General features: G+C 25.5%; 21 protein-coding genes and 4 CRISPR repeat arrays. All 21 genes read left to right on the top strand.

The genetic code is table 11. The annotated features are described in order from the left end of the window. Positions 1–52 precede the first annotated feature (52 nt). A complete protein-coding gene (locus OW763_RS14240; RefSeq protein WP_268041855.1) occupies positions 53–619 on the top strand; it encodes a hypothetical protein in 567 nt (188 codons plus the stop codon). A gap of 587 nt (positions 620–1206) precedes the next feature. Beyond that, entirely contained in the window at positions 1207–2154 is a 948-nt protein-coding gene (locus OW763_RS14235) for an Rpn family recombination-promoting nuclease/putative transposase (RefSeq protein ID WP_268041853.1), read from the top strand. 153 nt (positions 2155–2307) lie between these two features. Beyond that, entirely contained in the window at positions 2308–2451 is a 144-nt protein-coding gene (locus OW763_RS14230; protein ID WP_268041851.1) for a hypothetical protein, read from the top strand. Positions 2452–2471: 20 nt separating this feature from the next. Then, positions 2472–3529: a CRISPR direct-repeat array (repeat unit 37 nt; unit sequence ATTTAAGTGCAACTTCCATTAAAACAAGGATTGAAAC). A 110-nt stretch (positions 3530–3639) separates the two neighbouring features. Continuing rightward, a complete protein-coding gene (cas1, locus tag OW763_RS14225) occupies positions 3640–4626 on the top strand; it encodes a CRISPR-associated endonuclease Cas1 (RefSeq protein WP_268041849.1) in 987 nt (328 codons plus the stop codon). Further along, positions 4626–4916: a CRISPR-associated endonuclease Cas2 gene (gene cas2 / locus OW763_RS14220; RefSeq protein ID WP_268041847.1), complete on the top strand. Its 291-nt coding sequence runs from the start codon at positions 4626–4628 to the stop codon at positions 4914–4916. Before cas1 ends, cas2 begins: the two co-directional genes overlap by 1 nt. Next, the gene (cas4, locus tag OW763_RS14215) at positions 4891–5496 is read left to right on the top strand and encodes a CRISPR-associated protein Cas4 (protein ID WP_268041845.1); all 606 of its coding nucleotides are present in this window, start codon (positions 4891–4893) and stop codon (positions 5494–5496) included. Before cas2 ends, cas4 begins: the two co-directional genes overlap by 26 nt. A gap of 252 nt (positions 5497–5748) precedes the next feature. Next, positions 5749–6765 carry a hypothetical protein gene (locus OW763_RS14210; RefSeq protein WP_268041843.1) on the top strand — a complete coding sequence of 339 codons (1017 nt, stop codon included), beginning with the start codon at positions 5749–5751 and terminating at the stop codon, positions 6763–6765. Between the two features lie 394 nt (positions 6766–7159). Then, positions 7160–8977, top strand: a complete 1818-nt coding sequence (locus OW763_RS14205; protein WP_268041841.1) for a TIGR02556 family CRISPR-associated protein — start codon at positions 7160–7162, stop codon at positions 8975–8977. Positions 8978–9034: 57 nt separating this feature from the next. Further along, the gene (gene cas7b / locus OW763_RS14200) at positions 9035–9964 is read left to right on the top strand and encodes a type I-B CRISPR-associated protein Cas7/Csh2 (protein WP_268041839.1); all 930 of its coding nucleotides are present in this window, start codon (positions 9035–9037) and stop codon (positions 9962–9964) included. Positions 9965–9969: 5 nt separating this feature from the next. Then, positions 9970–10671 (top strand): type I-B CRISPR-associated protein Cas5b, encoded by a 702-nt coding sequence (gene cas5b, locus OW763_RS14195; RefSeq protein WP_268041837.1) that lies wholly within the window; start codon positions 9970–9972, stop codon positions 10669–10671. Continuing rightward, complete coding sequence (gene cas3 / locus OW763_RS14190) at positions 10658–13072, top strand: CRISPR-associated helicase Cas3' (RefSeq protein ID WP_268041835.1); 2415 nt, start codon at positions 10658–10660, stop codon at positions 13070–13072. Before cas5b ends, cas3 begins: the two co-directional genes overlap by 14 nt. Before the next feature lie 9 nt (positions 13073–13081). Beyond that, positions 13082–13735: a CRISPR-associated endonuclease Cas6 gene (locus tag OW763_RS14185; protein ID WP_268041833.1), complete on the top strand. Its 654-nt coding sequence runs from the start codon at positions 13082–13084 to the stop codon at positions 13733–13735. 355 nt (positions 13736–14090) lie between these two features. Next, positions 14091–15290: a hypothetical protein gene (locus tag OW763_RS14180; RefSeq protein WP_268041832.1), complete on the top strand. Its 1200-nt coding sequence runs from the start codon at positions 14091–14093 to the stop codon at positions 15288–15290. 342 nt (positions 15291–15632) lie between these two features. Further along, positions 15633–16030: direct repeats of the CRISPR family, unit length 37 nt. Positions 16031–16365: 335 nt separating this feature from the next. Further along, on the top strand, positions 16366–16803 hold the full coding sequence (locus OW763_RS14175; protein ID WP_268041984.1) for a PBECR3 domain-containing polyvalent protein: 438 nt from the start codon (positions 16366–16368) through the stop codon (positions 16801–16803). A gap of 322 nt (positions 16804–17125) precedes the next feature. Next, complete coding sequence (locus tag OW763_RS14170) at positions 17126–17269, top strand: hypothetical protein (protein WP_268041830.1); 144 nt, start codon at positions 17126–17128, stop codon at positions 17267–17269. Positions 17270–17288: 19 nt separating this feature from the next. Next, positions 17289–18350: direct repeats of the CRISPR family, unit length 37 nt; unit sequence GTTTAAGTGCATATTCCATTAAAACAAGGATTGAAAC. A gap of 71 nt (positions 18351–18421) precedes the next feature. After that, positions 18422–19285, top strand: coding sequence for a group II intron maturase-specific domain-containing protein (locus tag OW763_RS14165; RefSeq protein WP_418921804.1), 864 nt, complete (start codon positions 18422–18424; stop codon positions 19283–19285). 93 nt (positions 19286–19378) lie between these two features. After that, positions 19379–20233 carry an Rpn family recombination-promoting nuclease/putative transposase gene (locus tag OW763_RS14160; RefSeq protein WP_268041828.1) on the top strand — a complete coding sequence of 285 codons (855 nt, stop codon included), beginning with the start codon at positions 19379–19381 and terminating at the stop codon, positions 20231–20233. 198 nt (positions 20234–20431) lie between these two features. Further along, positions 20432–20575 carry a hypothetical protein gene (locus tag OW763_RS14155; RefSeq protein ID WP_268041826.1) on the top strand — a complete coding sequence of 48 codons (144 nt, stop codon included), beginning with the start codon at positions 20432–20434 and terminating at the stop codon, positions 20573–20575. Positions 20576–20595: 20 nt separating this feature from the next. Beyond that, positions 20596–21214: direct repeats of the CRISPR family, unit length 37 nt; unit sequence GTTTAAGAGCATATTCCATTAAAACAAGGATTGAAAC. A 266-nt stretch (positions 21215–21480) separates the two neighbouring features. After that, the gene (locus OW763_RS14150) at positions 21481–23637 is read left to right on the top strand and encodes a hypothetical protein (RefSeq protein WP_268041824.1); all 2157 of its coding nucleotides are present in this window, start codon (positions 21481–21483) and stop codon (positions 23635–23637) included. Between the two features lie 15 nt (positions 23638–23652). Beyond that, positions 23653–24912 carry a PDDEXK family nuclease gene (locus OW763_RS14145; protein ID WP_268041822.1) on the top strand — a complete coding sequence of 420 codons (1260 nt, stop codon included), beginning with the start codon at positions 23653–23655 and terminating at the stop codon, positions 24910–24912. Further along, on the top strand, positions 24905–25861 hold the full coding sequence (locus OW763_RS14140) for a PDDEXK family nuclease (RefSeq protein WP_268041820.1): 957 nt from the start codon (positions 24905–24907) through the stop codon (positions 25859–25861). Before OW763_RS14145 ends, OW763_RS14140 begins: the two co-directional genes overlap by 8 nt. The last annotated feature ends 20 nt before the right edge of the window (positions 25862–25881 follow it).

The following is a 25881-nucleotide window of genomic DNA, read 5'->3' as shown; positions in this document are numbered from 1 at the left end:
CAAATAGAATACTTATCTAATGTACTTACTGTAGAGTTGGAGGAACTAAAGAATGGACACTATAGAGAAAGAAAACATTGATTTTTTTGTTAAAAAATATTTTACTAGTTTACGTATTAAACAGTTTTTGATTACAGCAATTCTTTGTATTATTACTACATATTTAACAAAGGGAAAAGAAGATATTGTAATTAATATAGTACTTATACTTATAATAAATCCTTTTGCATTTTTTATATTCCCTAATTTTCTTGGAAAGGAAACAGAAAAATCAATTCAAGAAATTTATAATAAAACCTTAAAACATGATAATGCATTAACAATTATTTGTAATTGTAAAAAATTTAATGGACCTACATTTGGTGTTCTACATATCGATGAAAAAATGATATTATTTAAACCATTTAGGGAAAATCTTCAAAACGAGAGTTTTTGTATTAACCAAACAGGGATAAAGAATACTAAAATATCACTTTTAGAAATTAAAAGCTCAGTGTTTAATAGAATATTTTTTAAAGAACTAACTAAAGTAATAAATATTTCTTCTGATAACATAAATGTATCATTACAAACACCATTACCAGAAAGAACTATTGAAAAGATTAGAAAAAGGATATAAAAGTTTAAGCTTCAATTTACATATATGAAAAAACAGTTATAATAAATTATATAGAATTTTTACAGTAGGACAACCTTTAGTTACAAAAACCATTGATGAAACTATCTTTGTAAAGGCTTGTCAGTATGTAAAAGGGACAGAAAAACATTGTCCAACAGGGTGATTTCCACCCAAAAATATTGATTTTAAGCTCGTCTTAAAACAAGCTAAAAGTATTGATTTATAAGGATTTGTTAAGAAACAAGAGTTTAAGAGCATATTCCATTAAAACAAGGATTGAAACTGGATTCTTCTATTTAGGGTTTTATAAGTACGTGGTTTAAGAGCATATTCCATTAAAACAAGGATTGAAACTTTTGTATCTTTAAAGCAGAATTTTGATAATCATCTGGTTTAAGAGCATATTCCATTAAAACAAGGATTGAAACATAAATCAGAGAAAGCGGAATTTGAGAGCAAAAACAGTTAATAATAATGCAACCATAGTTGCTAGTTTAGCTGTTTTATTTGTTTTTTGTGTTTTAATTATTTTGAATATTTATAAAAGGAATTATGATATAATTAAATTAGAGAGAAGGTGTTTGTAAATGGGAGATGAAATCAACAATGAACATGATTTAGGCTATAAAAGCATACTATCAAACAAGAAAAACTTCATTGAATTTATGAGAAGTTTTGTAAAAAAAGATTGGGTAGATGTAATTAATGAAGATAATATTGTTCTAATAGATAAAGAATTCATATTAGAAGATTTTAAAGAAGAAGAAGCAGATCTCATTTACAAAGCTAATATTGAAGGGCGGGACATAATTTTCTATGTACTTTTAGAATTACAGTCCAAGGTGGATTTTAGGATGCCTATAAGGTTGCTAATGTACATGACTGAAATATGGAGAGATGAACTTAATAATACTGAAAATAACTTAAAGAAAAAGAAAGAATATAAATTACCAGCAATAATTCCTATAGTGTTATATAATGGTAAAAATAACTGGACAGCAGTTAGAAATTTTAAAGAGATACTCAGTGGACATGAACTCTTTGAAGATAATGTTGTAGATTTTAGATACTTACTGTTTGATGTAAATAGAATGGATAAAAATGAGCTTATAGATATAGCTAATGTTATTAGTTCAGTATTTTTATTAGATCAGAAGGTAGAGATAGAAGAACTAGTTAACAGATTAAAACTAGTAGGAAAATTTATAAAAAGCAAGGCATCAAAGGAGCAAGAAAAAGTATTCAAAGGATGGATACTAAATATATTAAAGAAAAGACTTGAAGATGAAAATAAAGAAGATATAGCTAAAGTATTAATACAAATATCAGAAAAAGAGGGTGATGATATGATTAGTAATTTAGGCGATACTATAATTAAAGGACTTGAAGAAAGAGAAAAAATAGGAATAGAGAAAGGAATAGAAAAAATCGCAGTAAACATGTTAAAAAGAGGGGACAGTATAGAAGATATTATAGAAATTACAGAATTATCTTATGAGAGAATAGTAGACATCAAGAATAAGCTTTTAAATTAAATTTCAACTCAAACAAATAAAGCTGCTGGTCCAGCAGTTCTGTTTGTTTTTTTGTGTTAAATTTATTTTTTGTATTAATTTCAAATTTACATATATTGAAAAAACAGTTATAATAAATTATATGAAACTTTTGAAGCAGGACAACCCCTATTTATGAAATCTATTGATGAAACTATCTTTGTAAAGGCTTGTCAGTATGTAAAAGGGACAGAAAAACCTTGTCCAACAGGGTATTTTCTATCAAAAAAGCTGGGTTTTAAGCTCGTCTTAAAACAAGCTCAAAGCATTGATTTATAAGGATTTGTTAAGAAGTAAGGATTTAAGTGCAACTTCCATTAAAACAAGGATTGAAACTTTTTTGTCGAAAATGTTTTTTTTTAATAGTTTTGATTTAAGTGCAACTTCCATTAAAACAAGGATTGAAACATTGTCTTTAAATACAAATGGAGTAAGGATACGCCCTATTTAAGTGCAACTTCCATTAAAACAAGGATTGAAACCGAAACTTTTATAGCATTAGATTTTGAGACTACTGATTTAAGTGCAACTTCCATTAAAACAAGGATTGAAACCAAGAGATTAAAGATAAAAGGACTCACAGAAATTTAATTTAAGTGCAACTTCCATTAAAACAAGGATTGAAACACAATATATCTAACGCAGTAACACTATCGTTTAAATGATTTAAGTGCAACTTCCATTAAAACAAGGATTGAAACAAATTTCTGCGACTTCTTCCGGTGTATAGTTTCTATTTAAGTGCAACTTCCATTAAAACAAGGATTGAAACCAAGAGATTAAAGATAAAAGGACTCACAGAAATTTAATTTAAGTGCAACTTCCATTAAAACAAGGATTGAAACTGTTTAAATGCTACAATTCTAACATTTTTAGGCTCATATTTAAGTGCAACTTCCATTAAAACAAGGATTGAAACTCTGTTGCGTTGCTGCTATATTGTTCTAATTGATGTATTTAAGTGCATATTCCATTAAAACAAGGATTGAAACTCTAGTAAATTAGCACAAAATACTTCAAACTCACGAGGTTTAAGTGCATATTCCATTAAAACAAGGATTGAAACATATTATGCAATAGATATATCCAGTTTTCCCGCTATGTTTAAGTGCATATTCCATTAAAACAAGGATTGAAACGTTTTAAAGTTTTTCCAATTTATATCCTTTGCATTTGTTTAAGTGCATATTCCATTAAAACAAGGATTGAAACAATGTTTTCTTATTTCCTTGGCTGTATCTTTACAGTTTAAGTGCATATTCCATTAAAACAAGGATTGAAACAACTGATATTAGTTCCTAACACTAATAATACCAGCGCGTTTAAGTGCATATTCCATTAAAACAAGGATTCAGACTAAAAGTCTAGATATTTCTCTAGGCTTTTTTATTTTGAGAATTTTATGTTTATAAATAGAATTAAAGTCAATAATACAAATATAACATTTTAGAATAGAGGTGGCTTAAAGTGAAACTTATAATTAATACACATGGTGCATATATAAGCAGAGTAAATGAAAGGTTTTTGATTAAAATTGGAGATAAAAAGCAAGAGTATTCCAGTAAAAAGGTAGAACAAATATTATTAACAACATCAGCGTTAATTACTACAGATGCTTTAAAATTAGCTGTAGAAAATAATATAGATGTGGTTTTCTTAGAGCATAATGGACAACCTTTTGCAAGAGTTTGGCATTCTAAGCTTGGCAGTATATCCACTATTAGAAGATGTCAATTAAGACTTACAGATATACCATTAGGGACACAGTTAGCAAAAGAGTGGATTACTGAAAAATTGAATAATCAAATACAGCATTTAGAAAAGCTAAAATTAAATAGAAGCGATGAGAAAGTAGAACTTATACAAAAATCAATAAATACTATAACGAAAGAAAAAGATTCTATATTAGATGTAAAAGAATCACCTATAAATAAGGTTAGAAATTCAATAGAAGGATATGAAGGTAGTGCTGGAAGAGTATATTTTAGTACATTAGGTAAATTAGTACCTACACAATATGCGTTTGAAGGAAGAAGTAAAAATCCAGCCAAAGATATGTTCAACTGCATGCTTAATTATGCTTATGGAATTCTATATTCTAATGTGGAAAACGCTTGTATTATATCTGGACTTGATCCTTATGTAGGAATTATGCATACTGATAATTACAATAAAACAGCAATGGTTTTTGATATTATTGAAATATATAGGGCATACATGGATGAAATAGTGTTTAAACTTTTCAGCAAAAGACAGGTTAAAAAAGATATGTTCCAGGAAATAGAAGGCGGCTTGTGGCTGAATAAAGAAGGAAAACAACTACTTATATCAGCTGTTAATGATAAATTTTCACAAAGAATTAAATATAGAGGAAGAAACATAGAGCTTAACAACATAGTTCAATATGATTGCCATAATATTGCTAACAGGATATTGCAGGAAGTTGGTGCTTAATGCTTGTTTGGGTTTTATATGATATAAGTGAAAACAAAATTAGAAATAGAGCAGTTAAAGCGTGTAAAGATAAAGGATTATATAGAGTGCAGAAAAGTGTGTTCTTAGGAACATTAAATAAAAATCAGAGGGATGAACTTACGATTATAATGGAAGATATGATAAATGAAAATACAGATTCTGTGTATATATTTCCTTCAGAAAAGAAATATTTAGATGATACAGCATTAATAGGTCAAGGTTTTGATAAGGAGCTGATTGCAGATGTCGTTAACTCAAAGTTTATATAATGAAAATGAAATCTATGTAACTCCTTCTGAAATTATAGAATTTATGTATTGTCCTCGGTTTACTTATTTTATGAAATGTTTAAGTATAAGACAATTTGAAGAAAAAAGGTATAAAGTAATAAAAGGAAGGAAAGTCCATGAGAATAAAAGCAGACAGGATTATATAAGACAAAAAATAGGTGGAATTTTAAAGAATAAAAATGTGTATTTAATATCTAAAACTTTAGGATTAAAGGGAATTGTAGATGAAATTTATAAATTGAAAGATGGTAGCTATGCACCAGTTGATTTTAAATATGCTGAATATAAAGAAAAAGAATTTTTGACTTATAAAACTCAAATGGCATTATATTCATTGATTATAGAAGAGCAGTTTAATTGCAAAGTTAATAAGATGTTCTTGGTTTATGCTAGAAGCAAAAATCTGATTAAAGAAATTGTATTTGATGATAAAACTAAAAAAGAAACACGAAAAGCTTTAGAGCAGTACAAGAAAGTAGTTAGTGGATATTATCCTAAATCTACTAAATATAAAGCTAGATGTATAGATTGTTGTTACCAAAATATATGTGAAAGATAGAAAACCTGCAAATAAAGCAGGTTTTTTTAATCTAATAAATTTAATCCTTGTTTTAATGGAGTTATTAAATAAATCGTAACAATGTTTCAATACTTGTTTTTGTGTACAGAGGTATTATAGCATAAAAAGTGGGGATACTCAAAACTATTATTATTGACAAATTATAGTATTAGTATTAAAATGACACTACATCGTAACAATTAAAGAATAATAAATCTATAATTTTAATGTATATCAAGGGGAGAATGTAATATGAAAAACGATATAGAAGAACGTGAAAAACGTATTTGTATAAGTTATTTAGATGAAGTTAATGCTTATGATAATATTAGAAATAAGAAATTCAAATCAATAGTAAGTATTTCAGCATTAAAAAATATTTACATAAATGGATTAGAAAACTCTTGGAAAGAGCTGAGAGAAAAATATAATGTTGGTCAAGGAATATATCTTCATTTTACTGATATAAAAAAGTTATTAAAAGATCCTAAAGGTGTAGATGAAAACCTAAAAAATATTTTTATAAATTCTAAGGGAGATATTAATTATAGCGTATTATATAATTTTTATATAGATGTATTAGGTATAATAAAAGATAATGATTTTGTAATACAAGCAACAGGAATTTTTACTGAAGGAAAAAATTATATGCTGCCGAAATTTGTAGAAATAAATAGTTTAATGTACCAGTTATTTAAAGAACATTTAGACAGAATGGCTTTTTATCTTAGTTACCTTACAATTACTGATATAGAAAAGAGAAGAAAAGTAACTAATGGTAAAAGAAATAATCCTGAAGTAAGGTGGTATAAATCTAAAATAAGATATGATGGAGATGCAGAACTTGGATTTCATAATGATTTAAGAAATGCTTTCAGTCACTGTATAGTTGATGGTACTAAACATTTTAACAGTAAATCTATTAAGGAATTGTTTGATAATCTAAAATTTATATCTAAACAGGAAGTTGCTGCATGCACTAACTGTTCTACAGGTTGTGGTTATGAAATAGTTTCACATGCTGGAAGTGAAATAATTGACTTTATAGCATTATATGCAGCTAGAGATATGTGGAAAGAATTTTACAAAGATATTATGATTAATGAAAAAAAAGATTCTGAAAAAGAAGTAGACAAACTAATTCAGTCATTAACCTCTATAAATATCCCTGGATTTGAACCCATATATCCTATAGAATATATTTCATCAAAAATATTTTGCACTGATAATATAGGAAAATACAAAATTATAAAAGATTATCCTTTTTAGATAGGAATTTTAATTGATAATACTTGACTAAAATAAGCTTATCCATTATAATTAGTTTGATGGCAGAGGTAATCTCTTACCCATCAAACCTCGCAGGGCGAAATGTCTGGGCGAGATTTTTTTATTTTTTGAGAATATTTTAAGTATATTTGTCAATATATATAATGATGGAGAAATTATGTTTCTACTATCAAAAACTGCAGGGTGAAATGTCTAGGCAGTTTAAAAGGAACCAGTAATGGTTCCTTTTTATATGTTATAAAACTATACAATAGCCTGTTATTACAAAAATATATTTTGTAAATTTAAATTACTATTTACAAAATATAGATAAAGTATTAATATAATGGTAAAAGATTTTAATATCGTTACAATTAAAAATGGAGGTGATAAGGTGGAAATTGTAAAGAAAATAGGAGAAGTAACTACCAATACAGATAATTTATTAGAAGTTTTTATACAAGATGTATCTGGAAATGGTAGATATAATAATGGGTTAGAAATTATTTTAGATGAATCAAAGGATAAATTTATATATAAAGGTATCAATTTAATTCAATATGATGATAAGAATAAATTAAAGTATCTTTATAGATCAGGTTCGTCAAGAGGTACAGATATAACTCCAACAGCAAAAGTTACAGATATAGAAAAAACATTTAATAATAAAATTTTAAAGGCTTTTCCAGAAGCAATTAAATTTTGTGATGAAAATTTCAATGATGAAAAACAAATTTTGGTTTGTATAAAAGATGTATTAAATGATAATAAAGAAACTATATTACAGGATTTAAAAAATCAGTGTGAAAACATTCCTAAAAAAGAAGGAATATTTATAACTGTTGCACTTGAAACATCTAAAGGTAAAAAGTATATAGGTGACTTTAAAGTATTTAATAAAAAAATAATTGATGATGCTCTTAAAAAATTTCATTATAGTGAAACTTATAAAAAAGAAGTGTACAAGGATAAGGCAGTATGTAGTTTATGTAGACAGAAAAAAGAAGATATATTTGGTTTAGTTGGTATATTCCCTTTTTACACTATAGATAAGCAAGGCTATATATCTGGTGGGTTTGATTATGAAAAAGCATGGAGAAATTATCCTGTATGCAAAGAATGTGCTGTGAAATTGGAAAGTGGTAAAAGGTATTTAGATGATAATTTAACTTTTACTTTCTATGGAAGAAAGTATTATCTTATTCCTAAACCTATATTTGAAAAAGATTTACCTAAAGTATTAAAAAATTATAAAAATTTAAATAGTGAAGATGTAAAAGATGTAAGAAATAAATATGCAGGTGTAGAAGAAAATACCTTTAGATTTTTAGCAAAACAGCAAAATAATATAAGCTATGATTTAATGTTTATTGAAAAAAATAATTCTGCACTTAATATATTGCTCAATATTGAAGAGGTGGCACCATCAAGGTTTAAAAAGATTTTTTCATCATTAGATGAAATAAGAAATATGGAATTTTTTGAAAATAAAAAAGTAAGTTTTCAATTATTAAATAATATTTTTACTAGAGATAATTACAATAGATATTTTTTAGAAACAATAGATAAGATTATATCTAACAATAAACTAGATTATAAGTTTCTTATGAGATTTTTCAATGAATATATAATTGAAGCTTTTAAAAGATTTGAAAAAGATGAAAGATCAAAGGAAAAAGATAGTTATAATACAGCAACCTTTAGAGTATTTGGATTTATATATTTTATTGAATACCTAAATTTATTTAAAAACAGAAAGGAGGACATAGAAATGTCAATAGAGAATACTATTTGGAATATTGAAGATTATTCTTCTAAAAAAGAGGTTTTTAACGCATTCTTTAAAGAAGCTAATCCATTTTTTGATACTAATTCTAAAAAAGCAGTATTTTTAACAGGTTATGTAGCTAAAAAATTACTGAATATACAATTTGTAAAAGAACAGAGAAAGCCATTTATACCACGATTAAAAGGTCTTAAACTTAATAAAAAGGATATAAAAAGGCTAATTCCTGAAATACAAAATAAATTATCAGAATATGATAGTGCGTATTATGATGAAATATTTAATATTATTTCAGAATATATTGTAGCTTCTAATGGTTTGAGTAATTTATCTGATTTAGATATTCCAATGTTTTTTAGTATGGGAATGAATATGGACAAAAACTTTGTTATAACTAAAAGTAAAGATGAAAATGAATTAAATTAATAAAATAAAAAAAGAAAGGGGTAGGCTGTAGTTAGATTTTACAGCCAAGTGATATATATGAATAGATCAGAGTTAATATTTTTATATGATATAAAGGATAATAATCCTAATGGAGATCCATTGGATTCTAATAAACCAAGAATTGATGAGGAAACAGGAATAAATTTTGTTACAGATGTAAGACTTAAAAGAACTATAAGAGATTATTTTCATGAATATTGTGGAAAAGAAATTTTTGTAAGAGAAATAAGAAATGATAAAGGTAATGTACAGGATGCTAAATCAAGAGCTAAAGATTTTGGTGAAAATAAAGAGGAAGTTATAGAAAAAGTATTAAATGATTGTATAGATGTAAGATTGTTTGGAGCAACTATACCTCTTGAATTTTCAAAAAAAGATAAGAGTTCAGCAACATTTACAGGTCCAGTTCAATTTAATGTAGGACGTTCACTACATAAAGTAGCTTTAAAAAGAATAAAAGGAACAGGAGCTTTTGCTTCAGGCGAAGGTAAAGATAATAAAACTTTTAGAGAGGAATATATTCTTCCTTATAGTTTAATAGGTTTTCAAGGAATTATAAATGAACATGCAGCAGAAAAAACTAATCTTAAAGATGAAGATATAGCTTTATTATTAGAAGGAATTTGGAATGGAACTAAAAATTTAATATCAAGAAGTAAAGTTGGTCAAATGCCTAGAGTTCTTATAAAAGTAAATTACAAAGAAGATAGTTTCCATATAGGTGATTTAATAAAAGGTATTAAATTAGAAACAGAGCTTAATGATGAAGAAGATATTAGAGATTTAGAGGGTTTTAAATTAAATATCAATAAATTAGTTTCAACATTAACTAAAAACAAAGAAAAAATATTAAGTATTGAATATATAATTGATGATAATGTGAATTTTGTATTGGAAGGAAAAGAAATAAAAATTAATGAAGCTGTAAAAAAATTAAATCCAGTAGAATTAAAAATAAAAGGATGATTAATATGAAATGTTTAGTATTTGATGTGTGGGGTGATTTTGCACATTATAGAAAATTTTATACAACATCATCTCCACTTACTTTTTCTTTTCCACCACGTACTGCTGTAGCTGGAATGATAGCTGCAATACTTGGAATAGACAAAAATGAGTATTTAAAATATTTTACAAAAGATAAAGCCAATATTGCGATAAAGCTTATAAAACCAGTTAAAAAATCAAGAATTTCCTATAATCTTATAGATACTAAAACAGCTAAAATGATGAGTAAAATTCAAAATAGAACACAGGTAACTTTTGACGTGTTAAAAGACTGTGGATATAGAATATATTTTACTCATAAAGATGAAAATTTATATAAAAAAATGAAAGAGCTTTTAAAAAATCATAAGAGTTATTATACTCTGTGTTTAGGGCTTAGTGAATATATAGCTAACTTTAAATATATCGATGAATTAGAAGTTAAAGAAGAACATTCAAAGGATTATGTGTATATAGATTCAGTAATTCCATTTAATGAAGATATGTTGATAGAATTTGAAGTAGATAGAGAGTATTTTAAAGATACAGTGCCTAATGAAATGAATGAGGATAGAGAAGTTATAGAATACAAAAAGGTAATATATGAAAGAAATTGTAAGCCTATAAAATGTATTATAAATAGTTTTTATAATCTTAAAGAAGGTGAAAATATTGTATTCTTATAAGCTTTTTTCACATGAAAATATACCTCTTATAACTCATATTAAAAATGTAGGAGATAGATGCTATAAAATTATAAAAAATAAAAGTGTTAACTTTTCATATGAAAAAGAGAAGTTAATGTATGTTTCTAAGGTCATGGGATATACTCATGACCTTGGAAAAGGTACAAAATATTTTCAAAAGTATTTACATCAAATGATTACTTATAAAAAAAGCGATGTGAATGAAAAGTTAAGAAGTCACGGTTTGCTTTCTGCACTTTATACTTACCATATGTTAAAGGGTTTTGATGAAGAATTAGCTTTAATGGCTTTTACTATAGTAAAAAGACATCATGGTAATTTAGAAAATATGGATGTTGAATATACTATTGATTCAGTTAAAGCTAAAAATGTTAAAAAACAAATAAAAAAACAGTTAAATGAATTAGAAAAAGAAGAAATAAAATACATTCTTGAAAAATTAGGATTAGAGTATATAGATGAAAAAGTATTGTTAAATGGTATAGAAGATATTGTATATGAAGCGTTTGAACAATTGAATGAAATACAAGAAAATAATGATTTAGACAAATACATAATATATAAGTTTTTATACTCATGTCTTATTTTTTCTGATAAAGAAGATGCTATATTTCATAAATCTAATGGAATAAAATATGATATCCCTTGTAATGTTGTAGATAAATATAAAACTATAAAATTTAAAGGTAAAAACTCTGAACTAGGAGATATAAGAAATGAAATTAGTAAAGACGTGGAAGATGGAATAAAAGAAAGTAATAATAGAATAATGTCAATTACAGCTCCAACAGGAACAGGTAAAACGTTAATGGCTATATCAGCAGCATTAAAGTTAAAAGAAAAACTGAAAAAGGATATGAAAATAATATATTGTTTGCCTTTTACATCTGTAATAGATCAAAATTATGAAGTTTATAGTGAAATTATAGAAAAGGTTATGGGAAAAGATAAGGTTACGAATGATAGAATCTTAAAACATCATCATTTAAGTGATATAAAGTATGTTAGTGAAGCTCAAAATTATAATGATAATAAGGCAAAATTTTTAATTGAGAATTGGAATTCACAGATTGTGGTAACTACCTTTATGCAGTTTTTTAATACTGTATTTTCTGATAAAAATAGTCAATTAGTAAAATACAATAATATATCTAACTCTATTGTACTATTGGATGAAGTGCAATCTATACCGTTTAAATATTGGCTCATTATTAATAAATTATTTAAAGTTATGGCAGAAACATTAAATATATATTTTATATTTATTACTGCAACCCAGCCACTTATTTTTAAAGAAGATGAGATAACAGAATTGATAAGCCAACCTAAAAAGTATTTTGATAAATTCAAAAGAACAAAATTACATATAAATTTAGATAAAATAATGTATAGTGATTTTCTCGTTGAAATGGAAAAAATGATATTAGAGAAGAAAGATAAGGATATCTTGCTCATACTAAACACTGTAAAATTAGCACAAAGTACTTATAAATTTATAAAAGATATGGATTTAGAAAATACTGATGAATACTTTCTATCCACAGGGATTATACCAAAGGAACGAAGAAATAGAATTAGACAAATAAAAATCGGAAATATTCAATTAGATAAATTTACTTATACAAGTATATTAAAATTAAAAACAAAAGTAAAAGCAAATCTTAAAGATAAAATCACGAAACTTAATAAAAACAAAAGAAGAAAGTTAGTTGTGAGTACTCAGCTTATAGAAGCTGGAGTAGATATAGATATGGATATAGTGGTAAGGGATATGGCTACAATAGACTCTATAAATCAAAGTTCGGGAAGGTGTAACAGAGAAAATAGAGGAGAATATTTAGGAGATGTGTATTTATATAATTTAACTAATGAAAAAGGAACTGAGTACAATAGTTTTATATATGATAATTACTTAATTACAAAAACAAAGGAAGTATTAGAAGACAAAGATGTAATATATGAAGAAGAGTATTTAAATATGAATAAGCAGTATTTTGAAAAAGTAAAAAAGGATATGACTGAAGATGATTCAAAGAAATTGATTAAATTCATTAATGAATTAAAATTTAAAGATGTAGCTAATAATTTTAAGTTAATTGATGTTCAAAATAAAATATCTGTGTTTATAGAAACAGATGATTATGCTAAAGCTATTTGGAATAAATATAAAGAGATTATGAATGAAAAAGATGTGTTATTAAGAAAAGAAAGATTTAATACTATAAAGAAAGATTTTTATGATAATGTGGTAAATATATTTAAGACAAAAGTAAAAGAAAGTGAAGAAATGGGTATAGCATATGTATCTTATGAAGCATTAAATGGAAGTTATGATAGAGAAACAGGATATAAAATGGAAGAAAATGATGTGATCTTATAGGAGGAAATTATGAAGTTAGAAGTTATGAGATTATCTTTTGAAAATGTAGAAATAGCTAAAAGGGATATACCTAAAGTAAGAGGTTTTATTGCTAGTAATTATCCAGAGTATGATGAACTTCATAATCATAAAGGAAATAAAACTATATATAGATATCCAGTAATACAGTATAAATCTATTGAAGGTATCCCTTGTATAGTAGCTCTTAATGAAGGTGTAAATGTATTAAAGAAAATAGAAAATGAAGTAGACAATATAAATATTGAAAATAAGATTATAGATATTTTTGAAAAAAGAATAAAATATGAAAAGGCTGAGTATGGTATTTCTAATACGTTATTAAAATATGAATTTGATTCACCTTGGATGTGTTTAAATGACAAAAATTTTAAAATATATATAAAATCAAATGATGAAGAAAAGAAGGAGTTGCTTAAAAGAATTTTAATAGGCAATATATTATCTATGTCTAAGAGTATGGGCTACACAGTTGAAGAAAAAATAAATGTCTATTTAGAGTTGAGATCTTGCAATGTAAAATTTAAAAATAAAGATATGCTTGGGTTTAAAGGGTATTTTATTATAAATTTCAAAATCCCCAATTATTTAGGTTTAGGGAAATCAGTTTCAAGAGGATTTGGTGCAGTTAAAAATTTAGGTTAGAACTAAAGTAAATGTGAGATGTAGTTATAGGTGTAGTTATAAATTACACCTATTTTGTTATATCTAAAATTTGATTATTTAGTTTGTCATATATCTCTACAGAATGTATTACAAGTATGTAATACAAAAAGAATGTATAGTAGAATATACGAACCCAACAAGCTAGATACACCAATATTTTAAAGCATGTGTGGTCAAAAAAATACTTGTACACAGTTACAAAATTACTTATAATAAGTCAGAGAATTACTTGTATTAAATGTATTGAAGTGGTTATCAACAGAGAAATACTTATGGAAAATGTGAATAATACATAGTATGCATTGATATAACTGCGAATGGAGTGTGAATAACATTGAAAAAAACTAAAGATTTACAAGAAAAACAGAATAATATTATTATTAAATCTACAGCAAAAATATTTCACCACAATGTAAAAATAGAAGGCGTTGTTGAAGGAAATACAGTACAGTTACCTTTTATTGCTGAATACAGAGGGGTAAGGCAAACAGGATTAGAATATGTTTGGTACACAAAAGATAAAAATGGAAATACTATTAAAAGAGGTATTTTTGTATCTGGACATGGTGAATATGGTGTTCCAGATCTAAGTGATTATGACACATTAATTGCCTTACAAAGATTATTTATATATCAAAAAACAGAAAAAGGTATCTGTGAATTAATAACGGATATTACGAAAGTTAATGATGATTATTTAGAAATAGAGTTTACAATAGATGGTTTAGCTAAACATATGGGATATAAGTCTCCAAACAATGTAACAAGAAATAAAATAAAAAAGTCTTTAAAAAAATTAGTAGCTACTACAATTGAAAATCGTTATGAAGGTGGGATTTACGATATAAGAAATAAGAAATATGTTATAAATAGAGATGTTAGTTTTCATTATTTAGAAAGTAGAGAAGGTTATACTATTGTTGATGAACAAGGAAATGTAATACAGGATGTTACAAAAATACGATTTAGTAAATTTTTTTATGAACAATTAGTATATGATTATAAGCTTTTTTATAATGTTCAAAATATTAATAAAACAAAAAATAAAATGGCTAAAAAATTATACTTAATTGCTTTACAGTGGAAAGGAAATAACAGTATTTCTTGGGCTAATTTGAATACATTAATGGAAAGAATACCTATGAAGCAGGACAAACCTAAATATCGAAAACAATATGTGAAAAGAGCATTGAAAGAATTAAATGATAAAAAAATTGTAAAAATTAAATATGATGAGAAAGACAAAGATAAAGTATATTTTATCTTTGATGAAAAAAACAATAATGAAGAGTATTATTTACTTAATAAGTATAATAAGTTTAGTGAAATTCAAGAAGCTTTCTATACATTAGGATTTTCTATAGATGAAATAGATATGTATTTAGATATAGAAAAAATCAAATATATTAAAGGATTATTACGATATGTTGAGGTACAAAAAAGAAATGGACAAATTAAAAAAGATATTAAACAATATTTTATAAGTTGTCTAAAAAAACAGATTGAAATAGATTTTAGATTTATGAATTTATAGTAAAATAGAAGTTGCTTAATTATTTGTATATAGAAAAAATAATATAAAAGTCACAGAATTACTTGTAGAAATTGATAATGGTATTATACTAGAGTAGTAAAAATCTTCAATTTACATATATTGAAAAAACAGTTATAATAAATTATATGAAACTTTTGGAACAGGACAACCCATATTTACGAAAACCATTGATGAAACTAAATTGACAAAGGCTTGTCAGTATGTAAAAGGGACAGAAAACCCTTGTCCAACAGGGTATTTTCCACCCCAAAATATTGATTTTAAGCTCGTCTTAAAACAAGCTCAAAGTATTGCTCTATAAGGATTTATGAAGAAACAAAGGTTTAAGAGCATATTCCATTAAAACAAGGATTGAAACTATAAATATATTATCATAATTCTTGATGTTTTCTGGTTTAAGAGCATATTCCATTAAAACAAGGATTGAAACTATTTTGTCGAATAAAATATACACTTATATTTTATTGTTTAAGAGCATATTCCATTAAAACAAGGATTGAAACAAAATTTGAAATGATTTATATTGATGTTATAGATTGTTTAAGAGCATATTCCATTAAAACAAGGATTGAAACTCGATATCAGCATAAAAAGGAACATTTGAAGTACAGTTTAAGAGCATATTCCATTAAAACAAGGATTGAAACATGTAAGCTTTATCTGTTCCAATAAATCCAACTGTGTTTAAGAGCATATTCCATTAAAACAAGGATTGAAACTCTATAGTGTAGTTTTGATGAGGCATAATTCATCAAGTTGCTTTAGAAATTGAGTTGTGCAGTGATTACTTAAAATTTAAGCTGAAAAATAACTTTTAATAAATAAAGTTATTTTTCAGCTTTTTTATGATCAACTTCTAAATAAAAGACTAAGTGTTTAGTGGAGAAATTTTAATATGATATAATTAGATAGGGATTATGTATTAAAATATTTTTTAGAGTGTTATTCTGATTAATACAGATAATATTTGCTAACGCAAAGTGGTATTTTCTCCCCAAACTATAGATGATGGGGATATCCATACCACAAAAGGAGGTTTAGCTGAAAGTTGTGTATGGGAAGTAATAAAAAACGGTTGGATACTTACTATAGTGTTGGACAAATCAACAAGAACATAGCGAATATAGTTAATTTTAACTATACTGGTACCGTATATGCTGCACCAGGTGTTATTAAACATATAAAAAAAAGACATAAACATCAACTAAATACTGATGTTTTGAACAATCTAATAGCTGTAATTGAAACTATTATATCATCACCTGATTATATAGGACATCATCCAGAGAAAGAAGGTACAGGTATAGAATTTATAAAGAAGTTAGCTGATAACTTACTTGTTGGTGTTGAAGTAGATTTGTATGATAATTATATTTATGTTGCAACAATGCATCCAATACCACAAGCTAAGATAAATAATAGAGTACATAGTGGAAGATTACAGGAATATGTAAAAACAGTAAAAGTAGATGAGGTAGCAGCAACTAAATAGAATTTAAGAATTTTATAATTGTTGAATTCTATTTTAAATAATGTTATAATATAGATGTAATATGGAAATAATGTGAATAGATTCAATTAAATTTTGAGGATCGGAAATGGCACCCGACACGCTATCATTATGATAGTAAACAGGTATGCAGGATACGCCGCCCTGCCTAAATTTAATTGGATATGTGGAATAAAAGCACGGTATATAACCGTGCTTAATTTATTTTTTGAAAACTAATTTGTCTTAATCTTCAATTTACATATATTGAAAAAACAGTTATAATAAATTATATAGAATTTTTGGAGCAGGACAACCCTTATTTATGAAAACCATTGATAAAGCTAAAGAGATAAAGGCTTGTCAGTATGTAAAAGGGACAGAAAAACCTTGTCCAACAGGGGGTTTTCCACCCCAAAATCTTGATTTTAAGCTCGTCTTAAAACAAGCTAAAAATATTGAAATATAAGGGTTTGTGAAGGAACAAGGGTTTAAGTGCATATTCCATTAAAACAAGGATTGAAACTCATTTTATTACCTCCAGATTTTTAAATAACTCTTTGGTTTAAGTGCATATTCCATTAAAACAAGGATTGAAACATGCTGCCATTTATTTATTCCTCCTTATTTGGTTTGTTTAAGTGCATATTCCATTAAAACAAGGATTGAAACATTCTTGATCCTACTACTTCTTTTGATGATTTTTCAGTTTAAGTGCATATTCCATTAAAACAAGGATTGAAACATTATGAATATAGAATTTCAAACAAAGCGGAAATTTGTTTAAGTGCATATTCCATTAAAACAAGGATTGAAACTGAACATTAATAAGAGGGTTGATAGTTTAGAAAGAAGTTTAAGTGCATATTCCATTAAAACAAGGATTGAAACATTCGGGTTCAACAAGTTCATTATTAACCCAAACTGTTTAAGTGCATATTCCATTAAAACAAGGATTGAAACATCTATTTAATTCCACTAACTGCTGTTTGCAATAAGAGTTTAAGTGCATATTCCATTAAAACAAGGATTGAAACTTCATGCATAAACCTCCACATAATTATTAAAATACAGTTTAAGTGCATATTCCATTAAAACAAGGATTGAAACAATAAGCAATCTGAACGTATTGCAAAGGCTATTAAAAGTTTAAGTGCATATTCCATTAAAACAAGGATTGAAACAGCTCTAGCATTGCAAAAGTATTATCTTTTTGTGGGTTTAAGTGCATATTCCATCAAAACAAGGATTGAAACATTTGTTTTTGTTCATTACCTGCCCATAAATGTTTTGTTTAAGTGCATATTCCATTAAAACAAGGATTGAAACCCTTCTGTATAATTAATAGAATCGGAAGCCGATTTATGTTTAAGTGCATATTCCATTAAAACAAGGATTGAAACCCCTCAGGACTTAGATATAAGTTCATAAATTTGCCAGTTTAAGTGCATATTCCATTAAAACAAGGATTGAAACTCTTGTTTGTAGGGTTCGTAGGTAGTTGCTGTTGTACGTTTAAGTGCATATTCCATTAAAACAAGGATTGAAACTATCTTCTCTTATTCCTTGTCCATTTATAGAATTTATGTTTAAGTGCATATTCCATTAAAACTTTGAAGAAATACTTCGAAAAATATATAAAGGTAGAGACGAAAAAGGAAGAAGAAAGAAAGTCTATTATGTGAGATATTGTGATGATTTTATAATAACAGCAGATAAAAAAGAAATATTAGAAAATGAAATAAAACCACAAATAAGTAAATTCTTATCTATTAGAGGACTAGAATTGTCAAAAGAAAAGACACTAATCACTCATATAGAACAAGGATTTAATTTTTTAGGTTTTAATATTAAAAAAGTCAAAAATAAACTTTTAATAAGACCCTCAAAAGAGAATGTAAAAAGATTTCTAAAAGAAATAAAAGCAGTAATAAAACAAAATAAAACGGCTAAGCAAGAGAATTTGATTAACATACTAAATCCTAAAATAAGAGGATGGGCTAACTATTATAGACATGTAGTATCTAGGAAAACGTATGAAAAAGTAGATGCACAAATATGGATCAAACTATATAAATGGGCATATAGAAGGCATCCTAATAAAGGAAAAAGATGGTGTGTAAAAAGATATTTTTACTATAATAATGGGAGTAATTGGTCATTTCAAGCGGTAGATATTAAAGAAAGATTAAGAATTTTATACAAGTGTACAGATATTAAAATAATAAGACATAAATTAATAAGAGATAATGCTAATCCTTATGATTCAGAATGGCGATTATACTTTGAAGAAAGAGAAGGATATCGACTGTTCGAAAGTGTAAATGGACAAAAGGCATTGTATAGAATATGGAAAAATCAAAATGGAATATGTCCTATTTGTAATACAAAAGTAACCAGAAAAACAGGATGGAAGATACATATAAAAGATAAAAATAAAGTAATATTACATCCAAAATGCCATAGAAAGATACATTCAGAATAAATAAAACTACCCAAGCCGGCAATTGTGATAATTGCTTTGAAGTGCTTGAGCCGTGTGAAGGGAAACTTTCATGCACGGTTCTTAGGGGAGGAAATGCCTAAGGGCATTTCTTTACCCGACAAAAAGCTTTTTGGTGAAAATGAAGTTAAGGATAATTTAATTGCATTTTTAAATGCAGTTTTAGATAAAAAAGATAAAACTAGATTAGTTACATTAGAAATAATAGATAATAAAGAATTAACTAGAGATTTAATAAATGATAAAACTGCAATATTAGATGTAAGAGCAAAGACAGAAGATGGAACACAAATTAATATAGAAGTCCAGCTTACAAATCAGCATAATATGGATAAAAGAACGTTGTTTTATTGGGGAAGAGTGTTTAATGAAAATATAGCTAAAGGTGAAGACTATAGAAATTTGCAGAAAGTAATAACTATAAATATATTAGATTTCAACTATTTGAAACTTAATAAGTTTCATAGTAAATTCCATTTATGGGAAGATGAAGCTAAAGAATATATGCTTACAGATTTAGTGGAAATACACTTCATAGAGTTGCCTAAGTTTAATAATTTAGAAGAAAAAAATTTAAAAGATGATAGACTTCAAAGGTGGTTGACTTTCTTTAATAAAGACATTTCAGAAGAAAAATTAAAGGAGTTGATGGAAATGGATACAGATATAAAAAGAACTGAAGAAAGATTAGAATATTTAAGTAGTGATGCAAAGACAATAGAAATTTATAAAGCTAGAGAAAAATCATTACATGAAAGAGCTAATATGATAAATGGAGCTAAAGAAGATGGTAGAAAAGAAGGTATTATTGAAAAAGAAAATGAGTTTATTAAAAATTGTTTAAATCAAGGATTAAGTTTAGATATGATTTGTAAAATTACAGGAAAAACTATTACTGAAATAGAAAAAATTAAAAAACTACTTAACTAAGAATGAATCTAATGGATTGGAAAGAAAAATCATTACATGAAAGAGCTAATATAATAATAAGTTAGAGTTGCTATTTTAACAACTCTAACTGTTTTTTAAAACTATGAAGAGATTTGTATTTAATCTTCAATTTACATATATTGAAAAAACAGTTATAATAAATTATATAAAACTTTTGCAGTAGGACAACCCTTATTTATGAAAACCATTGATGAAACTATCTTTGGAAAGGCTTGTCAGTATGTAAAAGGGACAGAAAACCCTTGTCCAACAGGGTATTTTCTATCAAAAAAGCTGGGTTTTAAGCTCGTCTTAAAACAAGCTCAAAGTATTGCTCTATAAGGATTTGTGAAGAAACAAGAGTTTAAGAGCATATTCCATTAAAACAAGGATTGAAACATATTTAAGTCTGATAATACCTTTGGAAGTTTGTAAGTTTAAGAGCATATTCCATTAAAACAAGGATTGAAACGTACCAGATCTTACATGAATTTTTGAAGAACTTGAAAGTTTAAGAGCATATTCCATTAAAACAAGGATTGAAACTAAATATGCTTTACGAAATCATAAGATAGGAAAAGAAGTTTAAGAGCATATTCCATTAAAACAAGGATTGAAACATAGCATATCCTTTAGCCATATCAGAATCAGATTTTGTTTAAGAGCATATTCCATTAAAACAAGGATTGAAACCACACTAGAAGGTTTAGAGTTAAGAAGAAATTGGAGTTTAAGAGCATATTCCATTAAAACAAGGATTGAAACTGAAGAATAAAAAATTGTTTCGATTTGTAAGCATTTGTTTAAGAGCATATTCCATTAAAACAAGGATTGAAACTTATTTGTTGAAGGTTTTCCTTTTTCGCCACCATTGTTTAAGAGCATATTCCATTAAAACAAGGATTGAAACTGGTTTTCTAAATCTATACCTATTTCATATTCAGGTTTAAGTGCAACTTCCATTAAAACAAGGATTGAAACACTATATCTAAATGTCCATTTTCTACACTAAGGGTAATTTATATTAAAAATAAAAAGTATCTACTATTTGTATAAAAACAAGTAATAGGTACTTTTTTATATTATAAAAAATATGATATAAAAATTCATTGTAAACCATTTTATAATTAGTGTATAAAAAAGGAATAATAAAAAATATTTTGTAAAAAGTAGAGGTTTTATAACTAAAATAGAGAAATGATATAATAAATGTAAAATAATATTAAAATATCCAGGGAGAAATAAATATGATAACTATATGTTTGGATGAAAGTGGAACTTTTGAAGATAAAAAACAGAGGAAATTTGTAGGAGGATTAATATATTTAAAAGATGATATAGATGAAGAAAGACAAAGAGTAGAAGAGTTTTTAATTAATGAGTGTAAAAAATTAGGCTTAGAGTATCCACAGGATATTCATACTACCGAAATGTCACATGATGTTAAATTAAAAGATAAAGAACAAGAGTTGGTAAAGAATTTAAAAAAATATTTAAAACAAAATAGAGGATATGCATTTACATATTCCTTAAAAAACGAGGGAGATATTGTTAAGTTAAAAAATAAAGGTAATATAGTCAATGAAAATAATGCATCTAATTTATATGAAAGAATGATGACACAACTTATATTTAATAACTTATTTTATAACTATAATTTTAAAGATGAAGAAAAATTTAATCTGAATATTGCAACAAGAGTATATACAGCAAAAACTAAAGAAGCTGAGAATGAATATGAAAAGTTAGGTTATTCATTTGGAACTAATAATAAAGGAGAAAAATATTTTTACTTAACTAATCAACAAACGTATAAAGTGGCTATTGCTCAAAAAGTCTTGGAGAGTAGCATTGATAAAAAATTAGATATTAATTTAAAAGTAGAAAATATTAATTATAAAAATAAAGACAAGAAAACAACTCCAATACTATATTTAGCTGATTTTGCGTGTAATATTATAAGACAAGAACTAAAAATTTATGATAGAAGATATGATTATGTTAAGGATGTTATTCAAAACAATAAAATTTTAGAAGATATTACAGGTAATAAAATTTATTGTTGGGCTTATGATGAGATTGATGCACAGTACAATAAGTTTTATAAAAATTTTCAAGATAAAAATTTAGTTCAAGTATTAGAAGCATTGTATGATATAAAACATAATTCTTCTGATTTTAAAAAATTATACAGTAACAGTTGGTACAAACCATTAAGTAAAAAACTAAAGGAGATATTTGAAATAGAAAATATAGATTTATACATTAGTAAAGCTAAAATATATTTTGATAAGGCAAATACTTCAAAATATGGATATAGTAAAGGAATATTTATAGTTGAAAAATTAAGGATTTTATTAGCTAAAGAAAATGAAGAAAAAGAGATAAAAAAAGAAGTTTTAGAAAAGAATATGTATTTTTTAAATGATTTGATTTTACGAGGATATAATCATCAAGGTAATGTGAATAAAGCTGAAGAATGTTATGAAATGTGTAAAAAATATAAAAATACAGTAAGTGTAGAAGAATATATAAATACTATAAATAGATATAGTATAGTTTGTACTAATAAATTTGATTTTAAAAGATCAATAAAAATTCTACAAGAAAACATAGAATATTTAAATTTATGGAAAGAACTAATGAAAGAAATAGCTAAAGAACATGATATAACTAATGATAATTCATATAAATTAGAATTAAGAGGTAAGGTATTAAGTTCATTAGCTCAGAGTTGTGCATTCAATAATAATAAAGAAGATGCTTTAAATAGTTTTAAAGAAGCATTACAAGAATTTAAGGAAAATGATGTACAAAAAAATGTTACTTTATCATATTTCATGCATTTAGCTATATATTACAAAGATTTAAAACTCTATAAGAAAAATGAACAAAAATATTTTAATACAGATGATTTGTATGAACAATTTACAAGAATAAAAGAAAGCAAAGATAGTTATAAGTTATTTGTTTATGTTAAAGCATTAAATAATTTATTTTATGACAAGGTAAGTAATAGTTTAATAAAAGAATTGAATGATTTTGATTATAAAAATAATGGATTTAAGATTAATGAACATCCATGGGAATTAATTCATAAGAATTTAGGTATATTACTTTATAAAAAAGAAAAATTTAAATTAGCAAAAAAACAATTTGAAAAAGCAGTTAATTGTGTAAAGATTAAAGATATAACTATAGATTTGATAAATGAATGTACAAAAATCCAAAGCAATCTTTTAGATAATGACATTGAAACATTAGCTAAATCTATAAAAAAATTTAAAATTAAGTGTGAAAAAGATACAACTATAGCTATATATTTTAAAGATAGTTTTGAAAATACGGATGTACCTAAGGTAGCAAATAATATAATTAAAAAATTTACATATATGTATATTTAATTTGGAGATGATTATATGAATGAATTAAAAAAAGCAGATTTATTATATTTAATTATGGGAACAAATCCTTTTCCAAATTTAATTTCAGTCATTACAAGAGTTAAAGATAATGGAAAAATAATATGTATTTGTACAAAAGAAACAAAACAAAAACCATTTAGGAGATTAAGGAGTATATTAAATAAATTAATTGGAAAAGAATTAAAGGTTGATTTAGTTGAAGTTAAAACTGATGAAATAGAAAAAATAGAAAAATCAATTAATGAAAGTTTAATAAGCAGTACAAGTGAATTAGAAAAAGATGCAACTATAGAATTAAATTATACTGGAGGTACTAAGGTAATGTCTTCAGTAGCATATAATACTTTTAAAATATTTGCAAAGCTCAATAAACAGTTTGAATTGATTGTTAGTTATATAGATTCTGAAAAAGAAAAGATGTTTTATGAATCAAATAAAAATGATGGTTGGAAACCTAATAGTATTAGATTAATAGATTTAAAAACTAAGTATAAACTAAATGTTTTAGATATTGTAAGTACATATAATAACATTAAAAATATTAATAAAAATATTAAAGCAGAACCTTATAATCAAAAGTTAGCAGAAGAAATAAGTAATTTATTTATTGGTGTGTCTAAAGAACAATATGATATAGGTATTAAGTTTTTAGAAGAATTTTTTAAAGGTAATTTTAAAAAAAATGACAAAATAAAAGGTGAAAAATTAAAAAATGAAATAGATAATATACTAAAAAAATTTCAACTTTTAAAAAATATAAAAAGTTGTAGTGACTTAGTTTATGATGATAATGAAATAGAAAATGCATTACTAAGGGCTTTTCAAGGTATTTGGTTTGAAGATTTTATTTTTAAAATATTACTTGAATTAAAAGAAGAAGGAATATTAGATGATGTAGTTGGTTCGTTAAAAAAAATAAAAGGAGACATAGAGGAAGAAAATAAATTTGAAGTAGATTTAGTAGCGTATAGAAAATATAAACTGTTTGCTATTTCTGTTACGAGTATAGATAAAGAAAAGGATGCAAAATCTAAATTATATGAAATAAGACAAAGATCTAAAGAGTTAGCTGGAGATGAAACTGGTATTTGTTATATAAATTTATGTTGGAAAGTGGACAAACTGAAAGAAGAATATGTAAATATTTGGGATAGTGAAAACCCTAAAAATACTTTGATAATTGGCGTAGATGGATTTAAAAACTTAAAAGAAAGATTAAAAGAATGGATTTTAAGGGGGACTGAATGTGAGTAAGTATGTTGATTATATCGTTTCTTTAATTGGTACAAATCCATTGCCAAGTTTTATAACATTACTTAAAAATAGTTCTAACAAAACTAAAGTGTTTTTAATTCATACTGAAAATGTTAATGGAACATCAATAGGAACTAGAGCAGTAGCAGAGAATCTAATGGAAGTTTTAAAAGAAAAAAAGAAGGGTATTAATGTTCAATTAATACCGAGTGATAAAAGTGATATTAAAGAAATAATAAAGGTTATAAAAAAAATTCAAAGATTAATTGAAAAAGACAACTCCGAGTGTTTAAGTAGAAAAGCTGTTTTGATAGATTATACAAGTGGAACAAAGATTATGTCAGCGCTATTTTATAATAAATTTAAAGAATTAAGAAGTGATAAATATATGTTTACATATATAGATGATAATAGTGAACATATGATTTTAGATGATGGAGATAAAATAAGAAAAATTCCCATATCTGATATAGAAAAAGAAGAAAAAGTAGCAATTGAAGATATAAGTAGAATTCATGGTTATAAAATTGCAAATATAGATCAGTGCATTGAAGAAAAAATAGAAACAGAAAGAGGAAATACGTTAATTTATTTATATCCTAGGAAAGATGAAAAAATTAAATTTATAAATAAAAGATATGTAGAAGTAAAAGTAGATTCGATTCTTTTATTAAATTATAAGTTATATTTGTATGAAGTAAGTAGTGAAAAAGAAAAATCTAAGTGTAAAATGGAATTATTTATTTTAAAAGATAAGGCTGAAAAAATAGGAGGAGGTAGAAGTAAATTTTATTATAAATGCAAAGCAAATGATAAGGGTTTAAAGGCTTTAAAAAATGATATAAAAACAGACTATGAGTATGAAATGGATAAAAGATTAAGAATATTAAATAAAGAGTTTACTATTGAAGATGAAATAAAGAAATTAAAAATTGACAATAAATTCTAAAACTTTAAGGAGGAATCTGT

Origin of the sequence: Clostridium aestuarii, assembly GCF_026735135.1 — a bacterium.
GTDB lineage: Bacteria > Bacillota > Clostridia > Clostridiales > Clostridiaceae > Clostridium_H > Clostridium_H aestuarii.
The sequence above is the reverse complement of the archived record's forward strand: the minus strand, read 5'-3'. Positions and strand labels throughout refer to the sequence as shown.

Coding starts and splice junctions, on each gene's coding strand:
- cas7b (WP_268041839.1), top strand. CDS start 9,035: ATGAATAGATCAGAGTTAATATTTTTATATGATATAAAGGATAATAAT.
- OW763_RS14185 (WP_268041833.1), top strand. CDS start 13,082: ATGAAGTTAGAAGTTATGAGATTATCTTTTGAAAATGTAGAAATAGCT.
- OW763_RS14155 (WP_268041826.1), top strand. CDS start 20,432: ATGAAAACCATTGATGAAACTATCTTTGGAAAGGCTTGTCAGTATGTA.
- cas2 (WP_268041847.1), top strand. CDS start 4,626: ATGCTTGTTTGGGTTTTATATGATATAAGTGAAAACAAAATTAGAAAT.
- OW763_RS14160 (WP_268041828.1), top strand. CDS start 19,379: ATGCCTAAGGGCATTTCTTTACCCGACAAAAAGCTTTTTGGTGAAAAT.
- OW763_RS14145 (WP_268041822.1), top strand. CDS start 23,653: ATGAATGAATTAAAAAAAGCAGATTTATTATATTTAATTATGGGAACA.
- cas5b (WP_268041837.1), top strand. CDS start 9,970: ATGAAATGTTTAGTATTTGATGTGTGGGGTGATTTTGCACATTATAGA.
- OW763_RS14150 (WP_268041824.1), top strand. CDS start 21,481: ATGATAACTATATGTTTGGATGAAAGTGGAACTTTTGAAGATAAAAAA.
- OW763_RS14170 (WP_268041830.1), top strand. CDS start 17,126: ATGAAAACCATTGATAAAGCTAAAGAGATAAAGGCTTGTCAGTATGTA.
- OW763_RS14175 (WP_268041984.1), top strand. CDS start 16,366: ATGGGAAGTAATAAAAAACGGTTGGATACTTACTATAGTGTTGGACAA.
- OW763_RS14240 (WP_268041855.1), top strand. CDS start 53: ATGGACACTATAGAGAAAGAAAACATTGATTTTTTTGTTAAAAAATAT.
- OW763_RS14235 (WP_268041853.1), top strand. CDS start 1,207: ATGGGAGATGAAATCAACAATGAACATGATTTAGGCTATAAAAGCATA.
- OW763_RS14210 (WP_268041843.1), top strand. CDS start 5,749: ATGAAAAACGATATAGAAGAACGTGAAAAACGTATTTGTATAAGTTAT.
- cas4 (WP_268041845.1), top strand. CDS start 4,891: ATGTCGTTAACTCAAAGTTTATATAATGAAAATGAAATCTATGTAACT.
- OW763_RS14230 (WP_268041851.1), top strand. CDS start 2,308: ATGAAATCTATTGATGAAACTATCTTTGTAAAGGCTTGTCAGTATGTA.